Source organism: Streptomyces sp. NPDC054834, assembly GCF_053611185.1.
Map to the genome: position 1 here is coordinate 130,264 of NZ_JBSGZV010000001.1, position 22,223 is coordinate 152,486.

Genomic DNA, 22,223 nt, shown 5'->3' on the forward strand with positions numbered 1-22,223 from the left:
TACGTCACTATGGATCGTCGTTAGCACTCATCGAGTGAGAGTGCCAGGAGGAAGACAGTGCCCACCTACCAGTACCAGTGCACCGAGTGCGGCGAGGGCCTCGAGGCGGTGCAGAAGTTCACCGACGACGCCCTGACCGAGTGCCCCAATTGTGGTGGCCGCCTGAAGAAGGTGTTCTCGGCGGTCGGCATTGTCTTCAAGGGCTCCGGCTTCTACCGGAACGACAGCCGCGGCTCGTCGTCGAGCAGCAGCCCGGCCTCGAAGTCGCCGAGCTCGTCCTCGTCGAGCACCTCGAGCTCTTCGTCCTCGGCGTCGTCCTCGTCGAGCGACTCGGGCTCCTCGTCCTCGAGCTCCGCCAGCAGCTCCGCCGCCTGACCATTTCCTTACGGGACCCTGCCGTCGTAGGACGGCGGGGTCTTCGGCGTCTGCGGGGGCGGCTAGTGTGCTGCTCATGGCGAACGCAGAGATCGGTGTAATCGGCGGCTCCGGCTTCTACTCGTTCCTCGAGGACGTGACCGAGATCCAGGTGGACACCCCGTATGGGGCGCCCAGCGACTCCCTCTTCCTCGGCGAGGTCGCCGGCCGGCGGGTCGCCTTCCTGCCCCGGCACGGCCGCGGGCACCACCTGCCGCCGCACCGCATCAACTACCGCGCCAACCTCTGGGCGTTGCGGTCCGTCGGTGTCCGCCAGGTCCTCGGCCCCTGCGCGGTGGGCGGCCTGCGCCCCGAGTACGGGCCCGGCACGCTGCTGGTCCCGGACCAGCTGGTGGACCGTACGAAGTCCCGGGCGAACTCCTACTTCGACGGGCTGCCGCTGCCGGACGGCACCATCCCGAACGTCGTACACGTGTCGCTGGCCGACCCCTACTGCCCCACCGGGCGGGCCACCGCACTGAAGGCGGCGCGTGGGCGGGACTGGGAGCCCGTGGACGGCGGCACGCTGGTCGTGATCGAGGGCCCGCGCTTCTCGACCCGTGCGGAATCGTTGTGGCACCAGGCGCAGGGCTGGTCGGTGGTCGGCATGACCGGCCATCCCGAGGCCGCGCTCGCCCGTGAGCTCGAGCTCTGCTACACCTCGCTGAACCTGGTCACCGACCTCGATGCGGGCGCGGAGACCGGCGAGGGCGTCTCGCACGAGGAGGTGCTGCGGGTGTTCTCGGCCAACGTGGAGCGGCTGCGCGGCGTGCTGTTCGACGCGGTGGCGGCCCTGCCGGAGACTGCGGGGCGGGACTGCCTGTGCGTGAACGCGCTGGGCGGGATGGATCCGGGGTTCGTGCTGCCGTAGTGCGGTGGGCCGCGGTGGCGGAAGTGCCGCGGAAGCGGAAGCGCCGCGGTAGCGGAAGTGCGCGTTCGGGTGGGCGGGTTTTCCACAACCCGCCGGTCGTCCACCGGCTCCGGCGGACTTCGGCGCGAGGCCTCATCGTGGGATCGCAAGCCGATTCCTCGTCTCCTCGCCGCAGGTGGTGGTCCTCGTGCACATGCCTCCCTCGCCCTCCTTTCCCCCACCCTCCTTTCCTTCGCCGTCCCACCCTTCGCCGTCGTTCGCCTCTCCGCGCCCGCCGGGCACCGACGCCCCCGCCCCGTGCGAGGTGCCGCACTTCGCGCCGGTGCGGGTGCGCGGCGGGCGGTACCAACTACAGCGCCTGGTGCGGCACCGCAGGCGGGCCCTGGCGGTCGGTCTCGCCGTGACCGCGGCGGCGCTCGTGGCGGCGGGACCGCGCGCCGCGCCGGAGCCGGATCGCGGTGGGCGGGCGCGCGGGCATCCGGTGGCGGGTCCGGTACGACGGCAGCCCACGGCCGAGTTGGTGACGGCGCCGGTCCGGATCGCCGACGCGGCCACCGTGCGGCTGCTGCGGCCAGGCGACCGCGTCGACGTCATCGCCGCCGAGGACCCGGCCGCGGGCGGCGACGCCCGGGTGGTCGCGCGCGGTGCGCGGGTGACGAAGGTGCCGCGCGCCCTGGACGGCGCCGCCGAGAGCGGGGCGCTGGTCGTGCTGGCGGTGCCGCGCCCCACCGCGGCGCGGCTGGTCGGCGCGAGCGCGACGGCACGGCTGGCGGTGACGCTGTGCTGAGCCTCTCACCCGGGCCACCTCGCTGGACAGGGGGACCTCGTCGTGCCGTAGGTTGCGGAGCGCTTTGTTCCACACCCAGTGCACGCGAAGAGAGGCCCCGAGGTGAGCGAGAAGAAGGAACCGGGCGTCTGGCAGGGCTTCAAGGCCTTCCTGATGCGCGGCAACGTCGTCGATCTGGCGGTCGCGGTGGTCATCGGCGCCGCCTTCACGAACATCGTCAACTCGGTGGTGAAGGGGATCATCAACCCACTGGTCGGCACGGTCGGTACGCAGAACCTGGACAACTACAGCTCGTGCCTGAGCTCGTCGTGCAAGGGCACCCACGGCATCCAGCTGATGTGGGGATCCGTCCTGGGCGCCACGCTCACCTTCGTGATCACCGGTGCGGTGGTGTACTTCCTGATGGTTCTGCCGATGTCCAGGTACCTGGCCCGGATAGAGGCCCGCAGGAAGGCGCGGGAGGGCACGAAGGAGGTCGTGGCGGTGACCGAGCTGGAGGTGCTCGAGGAGATCCGCGACCTCCTGGCGGCCCAGCGCGCCTCGGGCCCCGGCCAGCGGTAGCGGGGCGCCCGGCTCCGGGGCAGTGGGGCGGGCTCAGAGGTGGTGGGGCGGCTTCTCGTCGAGGAAGCGCTTGAGGTCGCCCGCACTGTCCGACTCGGTCCGCTCGCCCCATCCGTGGTCGGTGTCGTCCGAGGACTGCTGGTCCAGCGGGTCGTCGAAGAACAGCGGGGGCTTCGGCTCGCGGGGCTCGGGGGTGGGGGCGGTGCTCATGCCCTCAAGGGTACGGGCCTCCCCGGGCGTCCCGGCCCGGGCAGACTGCCCGCATGACAGTTGACGCATTGACGGACGTCACGGGACTGCGGGTGGGACACGCGACCCGGGCCGGCGACGGCCGGCTCACCGGTACGACGGTCGTGCTCGCGCCCGAGGGCGGGGTGGTCGCCGCGGTCGACGTGCGCGGTGGCGGCCCCGGCACCAAGGAGACCGACGCTCTCGATCCCCGCAACGTGGTGCGGAAGGTCGAGGCGATCGTGCTGACCGGCGGGAGCGCGTACGGACTCGACGCGGCATCGGGGGTGATGGCCTGGCTGGAGGAGCAGCGGCGCGGGGTGCGCGTCGGCGCGGATCCGGCGCACGTCGTGCCGGTGGTGCCCGCCGCCTGTGTCTTCGACCTGGGCCGGGGCGGGGACTTCCGGGCCCGGCCGGACGCGGCCACCGGGCGGGCGGCGGTCGAGGCGGCCGCGGCGAGCACGCTCGGGGCACCGGTCCCTCAGGGTTGTGTGGGCGCCGGTACAGGTGCCGTGGTGGGCGCGCTGAAGGGCGGAGTCGGCACCGCTGGCACGGTGCTGGATACGGGGATCACGGTGGCCGCGCTGGTGGTGGTCAACGCCGCCGGGTCGGCGGTGGATCCGGAAACGGGGGTGCTGTACGGGGAGTTGGCCGGGGGCCGGGTGGTGTACCCAGAGGCACGGCTCCACGAGGCCGCGCGCCGGCGCATCGCCGAGTCCGCTGCACGCAACGCGCTTCCGCCGCTCAACACCACGCTCGCGGTGGTCGCCACCGACGCGGACCTGTCGAAGGCGCAGGCGCAGAAGCTGGCCGGCACCGCCCACGACGGCATCGCCCGTGCCGTCCGGCCGGTCCATCTGCTCAACGACGGTGACACGGTGTTCGCCCTGGCCACGGGTGCCCGCCCGCTCGCCGACCCCGACGACGACCCGCTCGCGCTGAACGCCGTCCTCGCGGCCGGCGCGGACCTGGTGACCCGCGCGATCGTCCGAGCCGTACGCGCCGCCGAGCCGGTGGACGGACCGGGCGGGGCGTGGCCGTCGTACGAGGAGCTGTACGGGGCCGACAGCGGCAGGCCGTAGATCCCCGGGCCGCTTCGATTGTCCTGGTTCTGTCACGTGGTGACCTTCAACGCGAACGGGGGGAACCCCAACCAAGCCCGGCTGCCTCTTCGTTCACGCACTGGAGCGGATCACGCACATCACACGAACCTGGAGCAGCCCGTGACAACGCCGAACATTGCAGCGCGGCGCGCACTGGTGGCCTGTGCCGCCCTGATGGTCGGCGCCCTCACCCTCACCGCGTGCGGCGGCGACGCCAGCGCCGACAACAACGACGGCAAGGGCGGCAAGACCTCCGCGAAGACGTCCACCGCGAAGATCGTCATCTCGGCGAAGGACGGCTCGACCAGCGCGTCCATCAACGCCACCGGCGTGAAGGTCAGCGACGGCAAGCTGACCGACGTGAAGATGACCGTGGCGGGGTCGGGGCAGGCAGTGCCGGGCGCGATATCCGGCGACGGCACGAGCTGGAAGCCCGAGGCGCAGCTGGAGCGTGGGACGAAGTACCAGATATCGGCGACCGCGAAGGACGGGAACGGGCGCACGGCCGCCGCCAACTCCATCTTCACCACGGTCACGACCTCGAACAGCTTCATCGGGACCTACACGCCGGACAACGGCAGCACGGTGGGTGTCGGGATGCCGGTGTCCTTCACCTTCGACAAGGCCATCACCGACAAGAAGGCCGTCCAGTCGCACATCACCGTCTCCTCCAGCAGCGGGCAGCAGGTGGTCGGGCACTGGTTCGGGGCGCAGCGGCTCGACTTCCGGCCCCAGGAGTACTGGAAGGCCGGTTCCAAGGTCACGATGAAGATCGACCTGGACGGCGTCCAGGGCGCGAGCGGCGTCTACGGGGTGCAGAAGAAGACGGTGACCTTCACCGTCGGGCGTTCGCAGGTCTCGACCGTCGACGTCAACACGGAGACCATGACCGTGGTCCGTGACGGCAAGACCTTGAAGTCGGTCCCGATCTCGGCGGGCAGCCCGGAGCACACCACGTACAACGGCCAGATGGTGATCTCCGAGAAGTTCGTGCAGACCCGCATGAACGGCTCGACGGTCGGCTTCGGCGGCGAGTACGACATCCCGGACGTGCCGCACGCGATGCGCCTGACCCAGTCCGGCACCTTCGTCCACGGCAACTACTGGTACAACAAGGGCAACCCGCCCTTCGGGCGCGAGGGCACCAGCCACGGCTGTGTGGGGCTCGCGGACGTGCAGGGCGCCCAGGGCGACACCACCGCCAAGTGGTTCTACGACAACTCCCTCATCGGCGACGTCGTGGTCGTCAAGAACTCCCCGGACAAGACGGTCGCCCCGGACAACGGGCTCAACGGCTGGAACATGTCCTGGAGCGAGTGGACCGCGGGAAGTGGCGCCTGACCGGCGGTTTCTGACGGAAGTTCGGGCCGTGCGGGAACATTCCGCGCGGCCCGCGCGTTTTCCGGGCACACGTTTTCTCGGTTCCCGGACATGATGTCCGACCGAGGGGCTACGGTATGCACCCACAAGGTGACATGCAGCAACGCCGGGAGAAGCCTTGAGCGTTCCGTACGAGACAGCAGCGTACGAACCAGCCGAGTCGCCCGAGTCTCCGGAGGAGCACCTCGCGCGGCTTCTCGGCCGTGCCCTGAACTCCTTCGAGCTGCCCGACGAGGTCATACGGCAGCTGGACTGCCCGCTGGCGCACGACGGCTCGCTGCACTCCGCCCACCACAGCGCGGGGCTGCACCGCGAGACGTACCGGCACACCTGGCTGCTCGCCGACGGTTCGGCGGTCACGCTGTGGGAGCTGGTGCACAACACCGCGCCGGGCAGCGAGCCGCAGCACGAGGTGTATGTGGACGAGGAGGAGCTGCGCGCCGCCACGGCCCGGCTGCCGCTGCCGGCGGACGCGCCGGACTTCGAGCTGCCGGTGCTGACCCAGCTGTCACCGCTCCCCGAGCCCCGGCATGTGTACGCCCCGGACGCCTCGGCGGACCACGCGCGCCGGCTGCTGCGCCGCGCGGAGAACCCGGACCGGCCGGACGCCGAGACGGCGGCGCTGCTGGCGACGGCGTTCGCGCACCAGATCACGCAGGCCTTCGGCCGCCCGGGCCGGGCCGGCCGGGGCGCGTTGAGCTTCTCGCTCTACGAGCACGCCTTCCTGCTGCACGACGGCAAGGAGCTCTCCCTCTGGGAGGTCGAGCACACGGCCACGCCCGACGGGCGCCATATGTGCGAGGTGTACGTGTCGGAGGACGCGGCCCGCGACGCCATGGAGCGCCGGGCGGCTCAGCAGGCCTGAGCCGAGTCCGCCGGAGCTCTTCGTCTCAGGGCCGGTCCAACCGCCGTACCAGACCTGCGAAGGCGTCCTTTTCCGCCGGGGTCAGTTCCACGGTCTCCAGTTCGGGGGCGGCCTGCCGCTGGTGGGGGAGGCCGGGAAGGTCCGGGAGAACGCTCGGTGGCCGGTGGGTGCGCCGTGCGGCGGCCTGGAAGCGGCGGCGGCGCAGGATGCCCGTCACGACGGTCAGCCAGGCGGCGGTCACCAGGGCGAGGAGGATCACCGCCACCGGCTGGAGGATCGAGACGTGCGCAGGCATACGCCCCAGTACACACCACGGTCCGGGACTTTGGTCCCGGACCGTGACGTATCTCGCAGGTGCCGTGAACAACTCACAGCGCCCTAATAGGACAAGGCGTGCCGGCCCGTCAGGCGGCGACCGGCTGCTTCCGCTCCGCCGCCGCGGCGGCCGCGCCCGTCGCCGCCCCGTTGCCCGCGGCCTCCGGGGCCTGCTTGCGCATGCCCTTGAGGACGACCACCAGCGCCGTGGTGACGCACACGCCTGCCGCGATGGCGATCAGGTAGAGGAACGGGTTGCCGATCAGCGGGACCACGAAGATGCCGCCGTGCGGGGCGCGCAGCGTGGCGCCGAAGGCCATCGACAGGGCGCCGGTGACCGCGCCGCCGACCATCGAGGACGGGATGACGCGCAGCGGGTCCGCCGCGGCGAACGGGATCGCGCCCTCCGAGATGAAGGAGGCGCCCAGCACCCAGGCGGCCTTGCCGTTCTCCCGCTCGGTCTGCGTGAAGAGCTTGCCGCGCACGGTCGTGGCCAGGGCCATCGCCAGCGGCGGGACCATACCGGCCGCCATGACCGCCGCCATGATCTTCATCGCGGAGTCACTGGGGTTGGAGACCGCGATACCAGCCGTGGCGAAGGTGTAGGCGACCTTGTTGACCGGACCGCCGAGGTCGAAGCACATCATCAGGCCGAGCAGGGCGCCGAGCAGCAGCGCGTTGGCGCCGGAGAGGCCGTTGAGCCAGTCGGTCATGCCCTTCTGCGCGGACGCGATGGGCTTGCCGATGACCACGAACATCAGGAACCCGACGATCGCCGAGGAGATCAGCGGGATCACCACCACCGGCATGATGCCGCGCAGCGCCGCCGGGATTTTGATCTTCTGGATGGCCATCACCACGCCACCGGCGATCAGACCGGCCGCCAGACCGCCGAGGAAGCCCGCGTTGATCGTGGAGGCGATCATGCCGCCCACGAAACCGGGGACCAGACCGGGCCGGTCCGCCATGCCGTAGGCGATGTAGCCCGCCAGGACCGGGACGAGGAAGCCGAAGGACACCACGCCGATCTGGAACATCAGCGCGGCCCAGCTGTCCGCCTGGGTCCACACGAAGTGGTCCATGACCGACGGTGCCTTGTTGACCGTGTAACCGCCGATCGCGAAGCCCAGGGCGATCAGCAGACCGCCCGCCGCGACGAACGGCACCATGTAACTGACGCCGGACATCAGCCACTTGCGCAGCTTGGTGCCGTATCCCTCGGTGGCGTCACCGGTCCGCTCGACCGGCGTACCGGCCGCCGCACCCGCCGTGACCTCGCCGCGCTCCGCCTTGCCGCGGACCTCGGTGATCAGTTCGCCGGGCCGGTTGATGCCCGCCTTCACGCCGACGTCGACGGTCGGCTTCCCGGCGAAGCGGTCCTTCTCGCGCACCGGCACGTCGTGGGCGAAGATCACGCCGTCCGCCGCCGCGATCACCGCCGGGTCGAGCCGGGTGAAACCGGCCGAGCCCTGCGTCTCGACGACGACCTCGACGCCCGCCTCACTCCCCGCGGTCTCCAGCGACTCGGCCGCCATGTAGGTGTGGGCGATGCCGGTCGGGCAGGAGGTGACAGCGACGATACGGAACGGCCGCTCCGTCTCGGCGGGGGCCGCGCTGCCCGCTGCGGCGTCGGCGGAGGCCGCCGCCGACGCCGCAGCGGAGTCTTCGGAACCGGCCGCTGCGGCGGTGTCGGCCGCCTCGTCCGCCGCCTCGTCGCCCCGGATCAGCGCGGCAGCCGCGGTGGCGTCGCCCACCGAGCGCAGCGCGGAGGTGAACTCGGCGTTCATCAGCTGCCGGGCCAGCGAGGACAGGATCGTCAGGTGGGCGTCGTCGGCACCGGCCGGCGCGGCGATCAGGAAGATCAGGTCGGCGGGGCCGTCGGGGGCGCCGAAGTCGATCCCGGCCGCACTGCGCCCGAAGGCGAGGGTCGGCTCGGTGACGTGCTCGCTGCGGCAGTGCGGGATGCCGATGCCGCCGTCGAGGCCGGTCGGCATCTGCGCCTCGCGGGCGGCCACATCCGCGAGGAAGCCCTCGAGGTCGGTCACCCGGCCAAGGGCCACCATGCGCTCGGCGAGGGCGCGCGCCGCCGCTTCTTTGGTGTCGGCGGACAGGTCGAGGTCGACCAGGTCCGCGGTGATCATCTCGCTCATCGCGGGCTCCTTCGCACGCGTATCGCCCGGGGGGTGGGGTGGGCGGGGGTGGGGACGGGGGTGCTGTGAGGGGAGGAGGTTCCGGGTGCGGAGGCGGGACCGGGGAAGCCCCGCCTCCGCGGGCCGGCGGAGCGGCTCAGGGTGCCCCGCCGGCCGGCGGTCGCGGCGAGTAACGAAAGACCTCGCCGCTTCATGGGGAACCGTTTCAGCGCGGACGTCGCATGCAGCGGGCATGTCGCGTTCAGCGGGGACGCCGTACTCAGCACGGTCATCGCGCTCATCGCGCTCGTCATGCTCGTCGCGCTCGCGCTCGGCACGGCAATCGTACGCACGTTCATGACACCGGCTCCGTCAGCTCGCGGTCCACCGGGACCTCCCTCGTGACCGTCACCGCCGCCGGGTCCAGGTCGGCCGGGGTCGGCATCACACTGCCGGGCAGCTGGACGGCAGCCGCGCCGTGCGCGACGGCGGAGGCGAGCGCCTCGGGGCCGCTGCCACCGGCGATCAGGAAACCGGCGAGCGAGGAGTCGCCGGCGCCCACATTGCTGCGTACCGCGTCTACCCGCGCGCAGGCGAACCAGGCACCCGTGCCGTCCACCAGCAGCTGACCGTCGGCGCCCAGGCTCGCGAGCACGGCCCGCGCACCCTTCTCACGCAGCTCCTCGGCCGCCTTCACCGCGTCGCCCACGGTCGCCAGGGGACGCCCTACGGCCTCCGCCAGCTCCTCGGCGTTCGGCTTCACCACGTCCGGGCGTTCCCGCAGGGCCTCCAGGAGCGCGGGTCCGGAGGTGTCCAGGGCGATGCGCTTGCCGGCGGCGTGCGCCCGCGCGACCAGATCGGCGTACCAGGCGGGGGCGAGGCCGCGCGGCAGGCTGCCGCAGCATGCGATCCAGTCGGCGTCGCCGGACTGCGCGCGGACCGTGTCCAGCAGTAGTTCCTGCTCCTCCGGGGACAGCTCCGGACCGGGCGCGTTGATCTTCGTCAGCACCCCGTCCGCCTCGGCGAGCGCGATGTTGGAGCGGGTGGCCCCGGCGACCGGGACCGGCGCGACCTCGATGCCCTGCGCGTCCAGCAGATCCGCGACGAGCGCGCCCGGCGCACCGCCCAGGGGCAGCACGGCGACCGTGCGCTGCCCGGCGGCCGCGACGGCCCGCGAGACGTTGACGCCCTTGCCGCCGGGGTCCATGCGTTCGCCGGTGGCGCGGATGACCTCTCCGCGGTCCAGCGAGGGGACCTCGTACGTACGGTCGAGGGAGGGGTTCGGGGTGACGGTGAGGATCATGCGCGCACTACTTCCGTGCCGCCACGCTCGATGGCGACGGCGTCTTCGGGGCTCAGCCCGCTGTCGGTGATCAGCAGGTCCACATCGCTCAGGTCACCGAAGCGGGCGAAGTGCTCCTGGCCGTGCTTGGTGGCGTCGGCGAGCAGCACCACCCGGCGGGCGGCGGCGAGGGCCGCCCGCTTCACCGCGGCCTCGGCGAGGTCGGGGGTGGTCAGACCGTGCTCGGCGGAGAAGCCGTTGGCGGCGACGAACAGGACGTCGGCGCGGATCTCGCCGTACGCGCGCAGAGCCCAGGCGTCCACGGCGGCACGCGTACGGTGCCGTACGCGCCCCCCGACCAGGTGGAGCTGGATGCCCGGGTGGTCGGCGAGGCGGGCCGCGATCGGCAGGGAGTGCGTGACGACGGTGAGCTGCGCCTCCAGCGGGATGGCCCCGGCCAGGCCGGCGACCGTCGTGCCGGCGTCGAGGATCAGCGTGCCCTCGGTCGGCAGTTCGGCGAGGGCCGCCTTGGCGATGCGTTCCTTCTCGTCGGCGGCCGTGCCCTCGCGTTCGGCGAGGTCCGGCTCGAAGTCGAGGCGGCCGGCCGGGATGGCTCCGCCGTGCACCCGGCGGAGCAGGCCGGCGCGGTCCAGCGCCTTCAGGTCGCGGCGGATCGTCTCCGCCGTCACCTGGAACTCCTCGGCGAGAGAGATCACGTCCACCCGGCCGCCGTCACGGGCGAGCCGGAGGATCTCCTGCTGCCGTTCCGGTGCGTACATGTCCGTTCACCTCCGACTCATGCCCGAACGTGTGGTTTCACCAGTGAGGCTACGTCCGGATTTCCGGAAAGTAAACAGGTTCGGACCTCATTCGGGCATGAACGGACTTCTGGCTCCCGGACGGACACGTGGTAGGGCCCGGCGTCTGCGCAGACGCCGGGCCCTTTCCTCGGGAGGACTCAGAGGACTCAGAACACTCAGAACTCAGAGAACTCAGAGAACTCGGAGCACTCGGAGCACTCGGAGCACTCAGGAGACGAGCTCCCGCTCCCTCTCCTCCACCGGGCGCGGAGACTCCCCGCCCTCCACGTGCTGCGCCGGCCGCTTGGGCAGGGCGAACATCAGCAGGAAGATCACGCCCATCACCGCGGCCACCCAGCCCAGCGCGTGCTGGAAGGCGTCCACGAACGCCGGGCCCACCTGCGGCGGGGTCAGGTCGTCGCCGATCGAGCCGAAGAAGACCACCGACACCAGCCCCAGCCCGAGGGCGTTGCCCATCTGCTGCACGGTGTTGATCAGCCCGGACGCCGACCCCGCGTGCTCGCGCGGCACCTCGGAGAGCACCGCGTCCGTCAGCGGCGCCACGATCAGACCCATGCCGACGCCCATGACCACCAGCGGGAGCGCCATCTGCCAGGAGGCGATGCCCTGGCCGTACCGGTGGGCCTCCCCGATGTAGATCAGGACGCCGAGACCCATCAGCAGCGCGCCGGCCTGGAGCACCTTGCGGCCGAAGCGGGGCACCAGCTTCTGCACGGAGATCCCGGCCGCCGTGGAGACCGCGATCGAGAAGGGCACCCCGGTCAGCCCGGCCCGCAGCGGGCTCCAGCCCAGACCGAACTGCATGTACAGCGTCCACACCAGGAAGAACACGCCGAGCCCGACCCCGAAGACGGTCTGCACCGCGATGCCCGCCGCGAAGCTCTTCACCTTGAACAGCGACAGTTCGACCAGCGGCGAGCCGTCCCGCGCGCTCTTGCGCCGCTCGTACGCCACCAGCGCCACGAAGACCCCGACCGCACCGGCCATCGACACGTACCCCCACAGCGGCCAGCCCAGCTCACGGCCCCGGGTGAGCGGATACAGCAGCATCAGCAGCCCCAGCGTCACCAGCGCGACGCCGACCAGGTCCAGCTTCAGCGCCCTGGGGGCCTTCGACTCGGTGATGAAACGGCGGCCGAGGAGGAAGGCGACGACGCCGACCGGCAGGTTGATCAGGAAGATGGGCCGCCATTCGAGACCGAACAGGTTCCACTCCGTCAGCAGCGCGCCCAGCAGCGGGCCGGAGACCGCGCCCAAGCCGACGATCGCGCCGAACAGTCCGAAGACCTTGCCCCGCTCGTGCGCCGGGAAGGTGGCGTGCACGATCGACAGCACCTGCGGCACCATCATCGCCGCCATCGCGCCCTGCGCGATCCGGGAGGCGACCAGCATCTCCGGGTTCGCGGCGAAGCCGCACAGCGCCGACGCGAGCGTGAAGCCGCCGATGCCGACGAGGAACAGCCGCTTGCGGCCGTGGATGTCGCCGAGCCGCCCGCCGGTGATCAAGCCCGCGGCGAAGGCCAGGGCGTAACCGGCGGTGATCCACTGGATCTGGCTGAAGGACGCGCCGGCGTCCCGCTTTATGGAGGGGATCGCGATGTTGACGATCGTGACGTCGACCAGGTCCATGAAGGCGGCGGTCATCACGATCGCGAGGGCGAACCAGCGACGGCGGTCGGCCACCGCCTGCCGGGCGGTGCTGAGGGTCTCGGTGGAGGTCATGCATCGAAGGTAGACGCCGAGTAGGTCAGACCATGTCCTACTTCTGCGGCATCCTGAGACGCATGACGACGGACACCCCCGCCCGGCTGCTCCAGCTCCTCTCCCTCCTCCAGACGCCCCGCGAATGGCCCGGCGGCGAGCTCGCCGACCGGCTCGGGGTGTCCCGCCGGACCGTGCGCCGCGACGTCGACCGGCTGCGCGAACTGGGCTATCCGGTGCAGGCGACCATGGGCGCCGACGGCGGGTACCGGCTGGTCGCGGGCAAGGCGATGCCGCCGCTGGTGCTGGACGACGAGGAGGCGGTGGCCATCGCGGTGGGGCTGCGGGCCGGCGCCGGGCACGCGGTCGCCGGCGTGGACGAGGCGTCCGTACGGGCGCTGGCGAAGCTGGAGCAGGTGCTGCCGGCCCGGCTGCGCCACCGCGTCGCCACCCTTCAGGCCGCGACCACCCCGCTGACCAGCGGGGACGGGGCGAGCATCGCGCCCGAGACACTGACCGTGATGGCGTCGACGGTGGCTGGGCGGGAGCGGCTGCGGTTCGCGTACCGGGCCAAGGACGGGAGCGAGTCGCGGCGGCTGACCGAGCCGTACCGGCTGGTGTCGACCGGGCGGCGGTGGTACCTCGTGGCGTACGACCTCGACCGGGACGACTGGCGCACGTTCCGGGTCGACCGGGTGAGCGAGCCGTTCGCGACCGGGGCGCGGTTCGCTCCGCGGGAGTTGCCGACGGGGAGTGCGGCGGAGTATCTGCGGCAGTCGATCCAGCGGCGGCAGGACTCGTACACGTACGAGGTCGTGTTCACGGAGCCGGCGGACTTCGTCGCGGCCCGGGTGCCGACGTGGGCGGGACAGCCGGAGCCGCTGGACACCGGGGGCTGCGTGCTGCGGGGCACCTCCGGGGACCCTGTGGAGTGGCTGGCGGTGCGGCTGGCGATGGTGGGGTCCGATTTCGAGGTCCGCGCACCTGCGGAACTCGTGCGGTGCGTACGGGAGTTGGGCGGGCGGTTGAGCCGGGCGGGGGGCGGGTGAACGGTTGACCGCGTAGCTGCGGGCAGCTACGGCGCCGATGACCCCGCCTCCCAGGGAAACCCCCGCAACGCCGCAAGATTCCCCAGCGCAAGCGCAGCGGGGCCCTCCGGGCCGGACGGGGGACTCGAGCTGCAAGCCCACGACTCGACCGCCACCCTCACCGCCGCACCGGCCACCGCCGCCGTGAACCGCAGGTCGGGGAAAGCGGAGGTGGCAACGTTGTCGGCGCCGGTCCGCCGGTCCGCCAGGATTTCCGCCAGCGCCTGTTCCGACTCACGGCACACCTCCGCCCACACCTTCCGCAGCGCCGGGTTCGTGCCGGCGAGGCGGATCAGGGTGCGAACCCAGTCCCAGGACGCGGTCGAGACGGCCTGGCCGGGGGTGAGGGTCTGGCGGACGGCGTATTCCAGGGCCTCGGGGACGGACAGGGACGCGGGGGCCTCGCGGACCGCCTCCGTCCAGCGCCGGGCGCCCGCCGCGTAGAGGGGGGCGACGGCCTCCTCCTTGGTCGCGAAGTAGCGGTAGAAGGTGCGCGGGGCGCATCCGGCGGCCTGGGCGATGTCCTCCGCGCGGGTGGCTTTCAGACCCCGGCTGACGAACAGACCGGCCGCCGCCCGTGCGATCTCCATCCGGGTCTCGGCCTTGCGCCGTTCCGTCAGCGATCCGGAGGCCGGAGAAGGATCAGAAGGACCAGCAGGACCAGCAGGACCAGAACGACCAGCAGGACCAGAACGACCAGCAGGATCAGAAGGAACAGTGGGACTCACGGCGGCAGGTTATGCCTATGTGGCAGAATCTGCCATCCGGCGGGCCACCCCGTGGTTCAGGTACGGGGTGGCCCGCCGCTCAGGCGTGTGCGCGCACGCCGAGGAGCCGAGCTCCGGCACCCGGGGGGACAGGCGCCGAAGCCCGGCTCGGGGAAGGTCCCGGCGCCGGGGGGGATGTGCGTCGGGACGTGGCTCAGGGGAGAGAGAACGCCTCGCGTCACGTCTTGTGTCACGTCTCTCTGGAGGGCGGCGGACGTGCGGTTCCGGGCCCCGGACTCCTGGGCCCTGAGATGTTGTTCCCAGGGCCCCGAGAGTTGAAGCGGCGCTACAGCGCCATGTTTGCGCGGTCTTCCGCCACCCGGCGTACGCGGTCGCCGGGCGGCCGACACACCACCGGCCGCCGATTGGCCGATTACGCCGACGGTTACGCCGCCGGTCGGCCGACGGTTACGCCGCCGCGTCGAAGCCGGTGCTGCGGGCCAGCTTCTTCAGCTCCAGCAGCGCGTGCTTCTCGATCTGGCGGATGCGTTCGCGGGTCAGGCCGTGCTCCTTGCCGACCTCCGTCAGCGTGCGCTCGCGGCCGTCCTCGATGCCGTACCGCATCTTGATGATGGAGGCCGTGCGCTGGTCGAGGCGGCCGATCAGGTCGTCCAGCTCCTCGCTGCGCAGCAGCGTCAGCACCGACTGCTCGGGCGACACGGCGGAGGTGTCCTCCAGCAGGTCGCCGAACTGGGTCTCGCCCTCGTCGTCCACCGCCATGTTCAGCGACACCGGGTCACGGGCCCAGTCGAGCACGTCGATGACGCGCTCCGGCGTGGAGCCGAGCTCGGCCGCGATCTCCGCGGGCTCCGGCTCGCGCCCGTTCTCCCGGTTGAACTCGCGCTGCACACGGCGAATGCGGCCCAGCTCCTCCACGAGGTGGACGGGCAGCCGGATGGTGCGGGACTGGTCGGCTATCGATCGGGTGATCGCCTGCCGGATCCACCAGGTGGCGTACGTCGAGAACTTGAAGCCCTTGCGGTAGTCGAACTTCTCGACCGCGCGCACCAGGCCGGCGTTGCCCTCCTGGATCAGGTCGAGCAGGGGCAGACCGCTGCGGGGGTAGCGGCGGGCGACGGCGACGACCAGGCGCAGGTTGGAGCGGATGAACACGTCCTTGGCGCGCTCGCCCTCGGCGACCAGGGCCTCGAGCTCCTCGCGAGTGGCGTCCGACTTGGACTCCTCGTACCCGTCGAGGATCTGCCGTGCGAACACGCCCGCCTCTATGGTCTGGGACAGGTCGACTTCCTTGGCGGCGTCGAGCAGTGGGGTCCGCGCGATCTCGTCGAGGTACATGCCGACCAGGTCGCGATCGGCGATCTCGCCGCCATGGGCGCGAACACTGCTTGCCGCGTCGACCGTCTCGCCGGTGGCGGACTTACGACGGGCGACGGCACGGGTTGCCATGCGTGCTCCCTTGCGATGAGTGGGTCAGCGGGTGGTCCAGGCGGACACTCGGCACTCCGCGATATGAACGGTTGGGACTCTGCTCGAGTGCCCGGCATCCGAAGGAAACAACGACTGGAATCAGGACAGAATTCCCAACCGACCCCACCTTTCTTCTGATCATGCAGTACCCTGTCCAGCCACGTAGGGAGGCGTGATGTCGACAGAGAGTGCAGAGGTGCAGGTCAGGCCGGGAGTCGAGCGCGACCTCGAAGCCCTCACCGACATCTACAACCACTACGTGCGTGAGACGCCCATCACATTCGATACCGCGGTCTTCACGCCGGAGGAGCGACGCCCCTGGCTGCTCTCCCACCCGGAAGACGGTCCGTACCGTCTGATGGTTGCCGTGGCCGCGGAGTCACAGGAGATTCTGGGCTACGCCACATCCAGTCCCTACCGGGCGAAACCCGCGTACGGCACGTCCGTGGAGACGACCGTCTACGTCGCCCCGCACGCCGGCCGCCGCGGCATCGGCACCCTGCTGTACAAGGCCCTCTTCGAGGCCCTGTCCGGGGAGGACCTGCACCGCGCCTACGCCGGCATCGCCCAGCCCAACGAGGCGTCCGCGCGACTGCACGAGCGTTTCGGCTTCCGGTACGTCGGCACGTACCGGGAGGTGGGCCGCAAGTTCCGCCGGTACTGGGACGTCGCCTGGTACGAGAAGGAGCTCTAGCCCGCGGCCGGCCCGGCCTCCGAAACACCCGGCCGACCGCTCAGCCGGCCGGCCAGTCTGCCCGCCGCCCAGCCGGCCGGCCGCTCAGCCGAACTGCACCGACCGCTTCGCCATCCCCATCCAGAAGCCGTCGATCACCGACTTCTGCGCGTCCAGCTCACCGCCCGCCTCGGCCGCGCCCATGGTGACGAAGAGCGGGGCGAAGTGCTCGGTGCGCGGGTGGGCGTAGCGGCCCGCGGGGGCCTTGTCGAGGAAGTCCAGCAGGGCGTCCCAGTCGCGGCCCTCCAGCGCGCGCCGGCCCCAGTCGTCGAACTCGGAGGACCAGCTGGGCACCCCGTTGCCCACGTACCGCAGCGCGGCCAGGTTGTGGGTGAAGAAGCCGGAGCCGACGATCAGCACACCCTCGTCGCGCAGGGGGGCGAGCCGCCGGCCGATCTCCATCAGCCGCACCGGGTCGAGGGTCGGCATGGAGACCTGGAGGACCGGGATGTCGGCGGCGGGGAACATCTCCACCAGCGGGACGTACGCGCCGTGGTCGAGGCCGCGGTCCGGGATGTCCTGCACGGGCGTGCCGGGGGCGCGCAGAAGCTTGCGTACCGACTCGGCGAGCTCCGGTGCGCCGGGGGCCTCGTACCGCACCCGGTAGTAGTGCTCGGGGAAGCCCCAGAAGTCGTAGACGAGCGGGACGGTCGTCGTCGCTCCGAGAGCGAGCGGGGCCTCCTCCCAGTGGGCGGAGACCATGAGGATCGCCTTGGGGCGGGGCAGGTCCGCGGACCAGGCGGCGAGCTGACCCGGCCAGACGGCGTCGTCGGCGAGGGGCGGGGCGCCGTGGCTCAGATAGAGGGTGGGCATGCGCTCCTGGGTGGCGGCGGACATGACGGCGACTCCCTCATTGCTTTAAGTCTCAAGCTCTACTCCGTGCAGACTACGCCCCACTTGTTTAAGTTTCAAGGAGAGGCCCCGTACAGTGGGTTGCATGACTACGGCACCCGATCCCGCCGCCGAAGAGCACCGGTGGCTCACCGACGAGGAGCAGCGCGTCTGGCGCTCCTACCTGCACGCCACCACGCTGCTGGAGGACCACCTCGACCGTCAGCTCCAGCGCGACGCGGGGATGCCGCACGTCTACTACGGCCTGCTGGTCGGGCTCGCCGAGGCCCCGCACCGCCGGCTCCGGATGACCGAGCTGGCCATGAAAGCCAAGATCACCCGCTCCCGTCTCTCGCACGCCATCGCACGCCTGGAGAAGAACGGCTGGGTACGCCGCGAGGACTGCCCCTCCGACAAGCGCGGCCAGTTCGCGGTGCTGACCGACGAGGGCCACGAGGTACTGCGGCGCACCGCACCCGGCCACGTGGCCGCCGTACGCCAGGCTCTGTTCGAGCGGCTGACCCCCGAACAGCAGAAGACCCTCGGCGAGATCATGGAGACCGTCGCCGAGGGCCTTCAGCCGAACGAAGCGGGTGCCGACCTGCCGTGGCTCCGCTGACGGAGCCACCTCTCCTTTAGTGGGCGACCACCGGGACGGCCACCTCGTCCTCGGCGCCCTCACCGGAGGCGACCGGACCGGAGCCCGGGGTACCGGCGTTGACGAGAGTGACGACGATGGCGGCGGCGAGCACCAGCATGCCGACGGCGAACCAGATCGCGTTGGTGTAGCCGTGCACCATGCCCTGCATCTGGACCAGCTGCTGCTGCGGCTTGGAGGTGGCCGTGGCGATGTGGTCCTTGATGTACGAGGTCGTCGCGGAGGCGGCGATCGTGTTCAGCAGGGCGGTGCCGATCGCGCCGCCCACCTGCTGCGAGGTGTTGACCATCGCGGAGGCGACACCGGCGTCCCGGGGCTCGACACCCAGGGTGGCCAGGGACATGGCCGGCATGAACGCCGTACCCATGCCGAGGCCGAGCAGCATCATCGCCGGCAGGACGGTCGAGGCGTACGACGAGCCGATCTCCAGCCGCGTCAGCAGCAGCATGCCGGAGGCGGCGACCAGGAAGCCGGGACCCATCAGCAGCCGGGCCGGGACGCGGGTCATCAGGCGCGTGCCGATCTGCGTCGAGCCGACCATCATGCCCGCGATCATCGGCAGGAAGGCGAAGCCCGTCTTGATCGGCGAGTAGCCCTTGATGACCTGGAGGTAGTAGGTCAGGAAGAGGAACGTGCCGAACATCGCGATGATGGCGATGCCGAGGGAGAGGTAGATGCCGCCGCGGTTGCGGTCGGTGACCACGCGCAGGGGCAGCAGCGGGCTCTTGACCTTGGCCTCGGTGACGACGAAGGCGATCAGCAGAACGGCCGACGCGACGAACAGGGAGACGGTGGTGGTGTCGCCCCAGCCGTCGGACTCGGCGCGGGTGAAGCCGTAGACGAGCGAGACCAGGCCGAGGGTGGACAGGAGCACGCCCGGGATGTCGAGCGGGTTGCGGTTACGGCCGCCCTCCGGCTCACGGATGACGAAGTACGCGCCCAGCGCGGCGACCACGGCGAACGGGATGTTGACGAAGAACGTCCAGCGCCAGTCCAGGTACTCGGTCAGCACGCCGCCGAGGATGAAGCCGACGGCGCCGCCGCCACCGGCGATCGCGCCGTAGATGCCGAACGCCTTGGCACGCTCCTTGGCGTCCGTGAACATCACGGCGAGCAGCGAGAGCGCGGCCGGGGCGAGCAGCGCGCCGAAGACACCCTGGAGGGCGCGGGCGCCGAACATCATCGCGCCGGTGGTCGCCGCACCGCCGAGCGCGGAGGCGGCGGCGAAGCCGGTCAGGCCTATGACGAAGGCCCGCTTGCGGCCCCACAGGTCGGCGATGCGGCCGCCGAAGAGGAGCAGACCGCCGAAGGCGAGGGCGTACGCCGTCACGACCCACTGGCGGTTGCCGTCGGAGATGCCCAGGTCCTGCTGGGCGGAGGGCAGTGCGATGTTCACGATGGTCGCGTCGAGGACGACCATCAGCTGGGCGAGCGCGATGAAGACGAGCGCTTTCCAGCGGTTGGCGTCGGCGGTGCCGACGGTGGCCGGTGTTGTTTCGGACATGGAGGTACCCACTTCGGGACTTCGTGACGGAGAAATCGGTAAAAGGCGTGAGGGTGCCGACGGCTCGCCCAGGTGAGCGGCGGCCGGAGGCTCGTGTTTTGAGAGTGTCGTCGGGTGGACCGGTGTGGGGCCCGGAATTGATCGGTCGGCTCGGTCAGCTCGGTCAGGTCTGCCGGAAGTCCTCCATGGTCGCGGCCGTGCCCGGCAGTACGGAGCGGGCCGGGGCCCGCAGTCCGTCCAGGAACAGCTGAAGGTGGCGATGGACGAAGCGGTCGATGCTGAGGCAGCCCGTGCCGGCCGGCGGCCGGCTGAGCTGGGACACGGCGAGCAGCAGGTCACCGGCGCCGACGTCGGGGCGGAGCTGGCCGGCCGTCTTGGCGCGGTCCATGACCTCCTCGACGATCTGCTCGACCCTCTGGCGGGCCGCTTCGAGGTCGGGGTGGTTCTGGTCGAACGTGGTGGAGACCATCGGGCACAGCGCGCTGATCCGCTCGTCGGCGGCGGTGTGCGTGAAGCGCGCCAGCGCCTCGAAGGCGTCCCCGGTCTCCGCGAGCGCCTCCTCGGCCGCCCGCACCGTACGGTCGATGACGGAGCAGACGACCTCGCGGACGAGGGCGTCGCGGTCCGGGAAGTTGCGGTACACCGTGGCATTGCCGACACCGGCCCGGCGGGCGATCTCGTCGAGCGGCACGTCGGGGCCGAACTCGACGAACATCTCCCGGGCGGCGGCGACGATCCGCTCCCGGTTGCGCAGGGCGTCGGCGCGGGGCCGGGGCGTCCTGCGTTGCACGGGGGTCGCGGTGGGCACGGCGTACTCCTGAACTCGTTCGGTGATGGACGATCCGGGGAGCAAGTCCCCGTTCCGCTCGGACACATGGCTAAACGGGGAAACGGTCCCCGGTTATTTCGCGGCCGCGGAGAAATTATCCGTGACCTGGGTCACACCTTGGTCCGTGCATCGGTCCGCGCGTCGGTCCACTCGACTGTCCACGCGGCATCAGGTCGCCATCCATGCCCCTACCCGCGGGAAACCCACGATCGGACTCCTCCAGCGCGCGCCCCCCGCCCCGTCGACACAGGGTGACCACAAGGGTGCAGTCGGCGACCGGCGGCTGCCGTGGAGCGGAAGGTCCCCCTGCATGCAGCCGCAGTCGTCCAGCGGCCGGCGTGCGCCGGGCGCACACCGGATACGCCCGCGCCGTGTGGCCGCCCTCGCGTCCGTGACCGCGCTGACCCTCACGGTCAGCACCACGGCCGGCACGGGGCACCTCACGGCGGGTCCCACCACCGCCGGTGCGGGCCCGATCGCCCTGGCCCGCTCGCCCGCCCTCGCCCCCTGCATGATCAGCGGTGGCTACGACGTCCAGATGACCGAGGGCATACCCACTCCCGCCGGCTACTCCCACTCCACCGGCACCGTCCACGCCCTGACCCTGATGGTCGACTTCTCCGACGCGCCCGGCCAGGGCAGCGCCCTCGACCGCTTCCACGAGTTCTTCCCGAAGACCCAGGAGTGGTTCCGCACCGCCTCCTACGGCCGTCTCGACTACCGCCCCGAGACCCCGATCACCGACTGGCTGCGCATGCCGAAGCCGTTCAAGGACTACGGCATAGAGCGCGGCGCCCCCTTCGACCCCGGCTACCGCCGACTGGTCCAGGACATCGTGGCCGCCGCCGACCCCGCCGTGGACTTCCGCTCGTACGACCTGCTGAACGTACTCATCACCCCGAACGCGGGCCCCTCCGCCCTGGACACCGTGCTGTCGGTGACGTTCGCCGGCAACGCGGAGGCACCGGTCGCCGACGGCGTACCGGTCGCCAACGCCTCCTTCGTCTACTCCCGCCAGGACGACGGCTCCGGCTCCTTCCCCCTCACCGGCTACCGCGTGCTCCCGCACGAGAACGGCCACGTCTTCGGCCTGCCCGACCTCTACACCCAGGACGGCGCCGGCACGGTCGGCCACTGGGACATCATGAGCGAGGACTGGGGGGCCGACAACGACCTGCTCGGCTGGCACAAGTGGAAGCTGGGCTGGCTGGACGCCGCACAGATCAGCTGCGCGGCCACCCGCGGCACCGCCGAGTACGAACTGACCCCGCTGTACCGGGCCGGCGGCCGGAAACTCGTCGTCGTCCCAGTCGACGGCCACACCGTCTACGCCCTGGAAGTACGCACCCGGGGCGGCAACGACGAGACCGTGTGCCACCCCGGCGTCCTCATCTACAAGATCGACGCGAACATCGACACCGGCCAGGGCCCCGTCAAGGTCTACGACGCCCACGGCCACTCCGGCGGCTGCACCAGCAGCCCCAACGTCCACACCGAACTCTCGGACGCGCCGTTCGGCCCCGGGCAGACCTTCAAGGACCCGCTGCGGGGGATCACCGTAGAGGTGACCGGGAAGGACGAGGCGGGGAACTACCGGGTGCGGGTGACGCGGAGCTAGGTTTTCCGTTCGGATCAGGCCGGATCAGGGTCCGGTGCCAGACCCCGCGAGCCGGGCATGATCGAAACGAGAGGCCCCAGACTCGGCAGGGGCGGCCCACGAGGGCTCAGGCCCCGAGTCCACGTTCCAGTCGCAGCCGGCGCACCAGACGGTGAACCGGCTGTCACCGCGGATCTCCGTGCCGCATCCCGGGAACGGCTGTGTCGTCTCTCCGGCGATATCGGGCATCACGGTCTCCCGGTGGGCCGTCGGCCTTCGATCGCGAGGCCTGCAAGCAGCGCAACACCGTCGAGCGGTGCATCAACCGCCG

Annotated in this window: 22 protein-coding genes; 11 read left to right on the forward strand and 11 right to left on the reverse strand. The window is 71.2% G+C overall.

The features are described from left to right. The first annotated feature begins 57 nt into the window (after positions 1-57). The 4 genes from ACWGJM_RS00610 (at position 58) to mscL (ending at position 2,633) form a co-directional block, all read left to right on the forward strand. Positions 58-375 (forward strand): FmdB family zinc ribbon protein, encoded by a 318-nt coding sequence (locus tag ACWGJM_RS00610; protein WP_453409465.1) that lies wholly within the window; start codon positions 58-60, stop codon positions 373-375. Positions 376-451: 76 nt separating this feature from the next. Then, on the forward strand, positions 452-1,285 hold the full coding sequence (locus ACWGJM_RS00615; RefSeq protein WP_453409466.1) for an S-methyl-5'-thioadenosine phosphorylase: 834 nt from the start codon (positions 452-454) through the stop codon (positions 1,283-1,285). A 193-nt stretch (positions 1,286-1,478) separates the two neighbouring features. Then, entirely contained in the window at positions 1,479-2,072 is a 594-nt protein-coding gene (locus ACWGJM_RS00620; protein WP_453409467.1) for a hypothetical protein, read from the forward strand. Between the two features lie 102 nt (positions 2,073-2,174). After that, positions 2,175-2,633: a large conductance mechanosensitive channel protein MscL gene (gene mscL, locus ACWGJM_RS00625; RefSeq protein WP_453409468.1), complete on the forward strand. Its 459-nt coding sequence runs from the start codon at positions 2,175-2,177 to the stop codon at positions 2,631-2,633. Positions 2,634-2,666: 33 nt separating this feature from the next. On the opposite strand, the gene ACWGJM_RS00630 is transcribed toward mscL, so the two are convergent. After that, complete coding sequence (locus ACWGJM_RS00630) at positions 2,667-2,843, reverse strand: hypothetical protein (protein WP_453409469.1); 177 nt, start codon at positions 2,841-2,843, stop codon at positions 2,667-2,669. A gap of 53 nt (positions 2,844-2,896) precedes the next feature. On the opposite strand from ACWGJM_RS00630, the gene ACWGJM_RS00635 reads away from it, so the two are divergent. From ACWGJM_RS00635 to ACWGJM_RS00645, 3 genes are all read left to right on the forward strand, one after another. Further along, positions 2,897-3,943 (forward strand): P1 family peptidase, encoded by a 1,047-nt coding sequence (locus ACWGJM_RS00635; protein WP_453409470.1) that lies wholly within the window; start codon positions 2,897-2,899, stop codon positions 3,941-3,943. 141 nt (positions 3,944-4,084) lie between these two features. Next, positions 4,085-5,305: a L,D-transpeptidase gene (locus ACWGJM_RS00640; protein WP_453409471.1), complete on the forward strand. Its 1,221-nt coding sequence runs from the start codon at positions 4,085-4,087 to the stop codon at positions 5,303-5,305. 157 nt (positions 5,306-5,462) lie between these two features. After that, positions 5,463-6,209: a DUF6227 family protein gene (locus ACWGJM_RS00645; protein ID WP_453409472.1), complete on the forward strand. Its 747-nt coding sequence runs from the start codon at positions 5,463-5,465 to the stop codon at positions 6,207-6,209. A 25-nt stretch (positions 6,210-6,234) separates the two neighbouring features. Here ACWGJM_RS00645 and ACWGJM_RS00650 read toward each other — a convergent pair whose 3' ends face one another. The 5 genes from ACWGJM_RS00650 to ACWGJM_RS00670 form a co-directional block, all read right to left on the reverse strand. Continuing rightward, on the reverse strand, positions 6,235-6,504 hold the full coding sequence (locus ACWGJM_RS00650) for a hypothetical protein (protein WP_453409473.1): 270 nt from the start codon (positions 6,502-6,504) through the stop codon (positions 6,235-6,237). A gap of 109 nt (positions 6,505-6,613) precedes the next feature. Next, on the reverse strand, positions 6,614-8,674 hold the full coding sequence (locus ACWGJM_RS00655) for a PTS fructose transporter subunit IIABC (RefSeq protein WP_453409474.1): 2,061 nt from the start codon (positions 8,672-8,674) through the stop codon (positions 6,614-6,616). A 334-nt stretch (positions 8,675-9,008) separates the two neighbouring features. Beyond that, positions 9,009-9,956, reverse strand: a complete 948-nt coding sequence (pfkB, locus tag ACWGJM_RS00660; RefSeq protein ID WP_453409475.1) for a 1-phosphofructokinase — start codon at positions 9,954-9,956, stop codon at positions 9,009-9,011. Further along, positions 9,953-10,714 carry a DeoR/GlpR family DNA-binding transcription regulator gene (locus ACWGJM_RS00665; protein WP_453409476.1) on the reverse strand — a complete coding sequence of 254 codons (762 nt, stop codon included), beginning with the start codon at positions 10,712-10,714 and terminating at the stop codon, positions 9,953-9,955. The genes pfkB and ACWGJM_RS00665 overlap by 4 nt, the downstream gene beginning before the upstream one ends. 249 nt (positions 10,715-10,963) lie before the next feature. Next, the gene (locus tag ACWGJM_RS00670) at positions 10,964-12,478 is read right to left on the reverse strand and encodes an MFS transporter (protein WP_453409477.1); all 1,515 of its coding nucleotides are present in this window, start codon (positions 12,476-12,478) and stop codon (positions 10,964-10,966) included. A gap of 62 nt (positions 12,479-12,540) precedes the next feature. Here ACWGJM_RS00670 and ACWGJM_RS00675 point away from each other — a divergent pair, with 62 nt between their 5' ends. Then, positions 12,541-13,506, forward strand: a complete 966-nt coding sequence (locus ACWGJM_RS00675) for a helix-turn-helix transcriptional regulator (protein ID WP_453409478.1) — start codon at positions 12,541-12,543, stop codon at positions 13,504-13,506. A gap of 26 nt (positions 13,507-13,532) precedes the next feature. On the opposite strand, the gene ACWGJM_RS00680 is transcribed toward ACWGJM_RS00675, so the two are convergent. Both ACWGJM_RS00680 and ACWGJM_RS00685 read right to left on the reverse strand, forming a co-directional pair. Beyond that, the gene (locus ACWGJM_RS00680) at positions 13,533-14,135 is read right to left on the reverse strand and encodes a TetR/AcrR family transcriptional regulator (protein WP_453409479.1); all 603 of its coding nucleotides are present in this window, start codon (positions 14,133-14,135) and stop codon (positions 13,533-13,535) included. 585 nt (positions 14,136-14,720) lie between these two features. Further along, positions 14,721-15,719: a sigma-70 family RNA polymerase sigma factor gene (locus ACWGJM_RS00685; RefSeq protein WP_453409480.1), complete on the reverse strand. Its 999-nt coding sequence runs from the start codon at positions 15,717-15,719 to the stop codon at positions 14,721-14,723. A gap of 196 nt (positions 15,720-15,915) precedes the next feature. Between ACWGJM_RS00685 and ACWGJM_RS00690 the strand changes: the two genes are divergently transcribed. Further along, complete coding sequence (locus ACWGJM_RS00690) at positions 15,916-16,434, forward strand: N-acetyltransferase family protein (RefSeq protein WP_453409481.1); 519 nt, start codon at positions 15,916-15,918, stop codon at positions 16,432-16,434. Positions 16,435-16,518: 84 nt separating this feature from the next. Here ACWGJM_RS00690 and ACWGJM_RS00695 read toward each other — a convergent pair whose 3' ends face one another. Next, complete coding sequence (locus ACWGJM_RS00695) at positions 16,519-17,310, reverse strand: dioxygenase family protein (RefSeq protein ID WP_453409482.1); 792 nt, start codon at positions 17,308-17,310, stop codon at positions 16,519-16,521. Positions 17,311-17,410: 100 nt separating this feature from the next. On the opposite strand from ACWGJM_RS00695, the gene ACWGJM_RS00700 reads away from it, so the two are divergent. Further along, positions 17,411-17,923 (forward strand): MarR family winged helix-turn-helix transcriptional regulator, encoded by a 513-nt coding sequence (locus tag ACWGJM_RS00700; RefSeq protein ID WP_453409483.1) that lies wholly within the window; start codon positions 17,411-17,413, stop codon positions 17,921-17,923. A 16-nt stretch (positions 17,924-17,939) separates the two neighbouring features. On the opposite strand, the gene ACWGJM_RS00705 is transcribed toward ACWGJM_RS00700, so the two are convergent. Both ACWGJM_RS00705 and ACWGJM_RS00710 read right to left on the reverse strand, forming a co-directional pair. Continuing rightward, the gene (locus ACWGJM_RS00705; RefSeq protein ID WP_453409484.1) at positions 17,940-19,466 is read right to left on the reverse strand and encodes an MFS transporter; all 1,527 of its coding nucleotides are present in this window, start codon (positions 19,464-19,466) and stop codon (positions 17,940-17,942) included. Positions 19,467-19,629: 163 nt separating this feature from the next. Next, entirely contained in the window at positions 19,630-20,274 is a 645-nt protein-coding gene (locus ACWGJM_RS00710) for a TetR/AcrR family transcriptional regulator (RefSeq protein ID WP_453409485.1), read from the reverse strand. Positions 20,275-20,605: 331 nt separating this feature from the next. On the opposite strand from ACWGJM_RS00710, the gene ACWGJM_RS00715 reads away from it, so the two are divergent. Beyond that, positions 20,606-21,913, forward strand: a complete 1,308-nt coding sequence (locus ACWGJM_RS00715; protein ID WP_453409486.1) for a M6 family metalloprotease domain-containing protein — start codon at positions 20,606-20,608, stop codon at positions 21,911-21,913. Positions 21,914-22,223: the final 310 nt, after the last annotated feature.

Coding starts and splice junctions, on each gene's coding strand:
- pfkB (WP_453409475.1), bottom strand. CDS start 9,956: ATGATCCTCACCGTCACCCCGAACCCCTCCCTCGACCGTACGTACGAG.
- ACWGJM_RS00635 (WP_453409470.1), top strand. CDS start 2,897: ATGACAGTTGACGCATTGACGGACGTCACGGGACTGCGGGTGGGACAC.
- ACWGJM_RS00695 (WP_453409482.1), bottom strand. CDS start 17,310: ATGTCCGCCGCCACCCAGGAGCGCATGCCCACCCTCTATCTGAGCCAC.
- ACWGJM_RS00650 (WP_453409473.1), bottom strand. CDS start 6,504: ATGCCTGCGCACGTCTCGATCCTCCAGCCGGTGGCGGTGATCCTCCTC.
- ACWGJM_RS00680 (WP_453409479.1), bottom strand. CDS start 14,135: ATGGAGATCGCACGGGCGGCGGCCGGTCTGTTCGTCAGCCGGGGTCTG.
- ACWGJM_RS00620 (WP_453409467.1), top strand. CDS start 1,479: ATGCCTCCCTCGCCCTCCTTTCCCCCACCCTCCTTTCCTTCGCCGTCC.
- ACWGJM_RS00685 (WP_453409480.1), bottom strand. CDS start 15,719: ATGGCAACCCGTGCCGTCGCCCGTCGTAAGTCCGCCACCGGCGAGACG.
- ACWGJM_RS00715 (WP_453409486.1), top strand. CDS start 20,606: ATGCAGCCGCAGTCGTCCAGCGGCCGGCGTGCGCCGGGCGCACACCGG.
- ACWGJM_RS00630 (WP_453409469.1), bottom strand. CDS start 2,843: ATGAGCACCGCCCCCACCCCCGAGCCCCGCGAGCCGAAGCCCCCGCTG.
- ACWGJM_RS00705 (WP_453409484.1), bottom strand. CDS start 19,466: ATGTCCGAAACAACACCGGCCACCGTCGGCACCGCCGACGCCAACCGC.
- ACWGJM_RS00700 (WP_453409483.1), top strand. CDS start 17,411: ATGACTACGGCACCCGATCCCGCCGCCGAAGAGCACCGGTGGCTCACC.
- ACWGJM_RS00665 (WP_453409476.1), bottom strand. CDS start 10,714: ATGTACGCACCGGAACGGCAGCAGGAGATCCTCCGGCTCGCCCGTGAC.
- ACWGJM_RS00615 (WP_453409466.1), top strand. CDS start 452: ATGGCGAACGCAGAGATCGGTGTAATCGGCGGCTCCGGCTTCTACTCG.
- ACWGJM_RS00655 (WP_453409474.1), bottom strand. CDS start 8,674: ATGAGCGAGATGATCACCGCGGACCTGGTCGACCTCGACCTGTCCGCC.
- ACWGJM_RS00690 (WP_453409481.1), top strand. CDS start 15,916: ATGTCGACAGAGAGTGCAGAGGTGCAGGTCAGGCCGGGAGTCGAGCGC.
- ACWGJM_RS00670 (WP_453409477.1), bottom strand. CDS start 12,478: ATGACCTCCACCGAGACCCTCAGCACCGCCCGGCAGGCGGTGGCCGAC.
- ACWGJM_RS00675 (WP_453409478.1), top strand. CDS start 12,541: ATGACGACGGACACCCCCGCCCGGCTGCTCCAGCTCCTCTCCCTCCTC.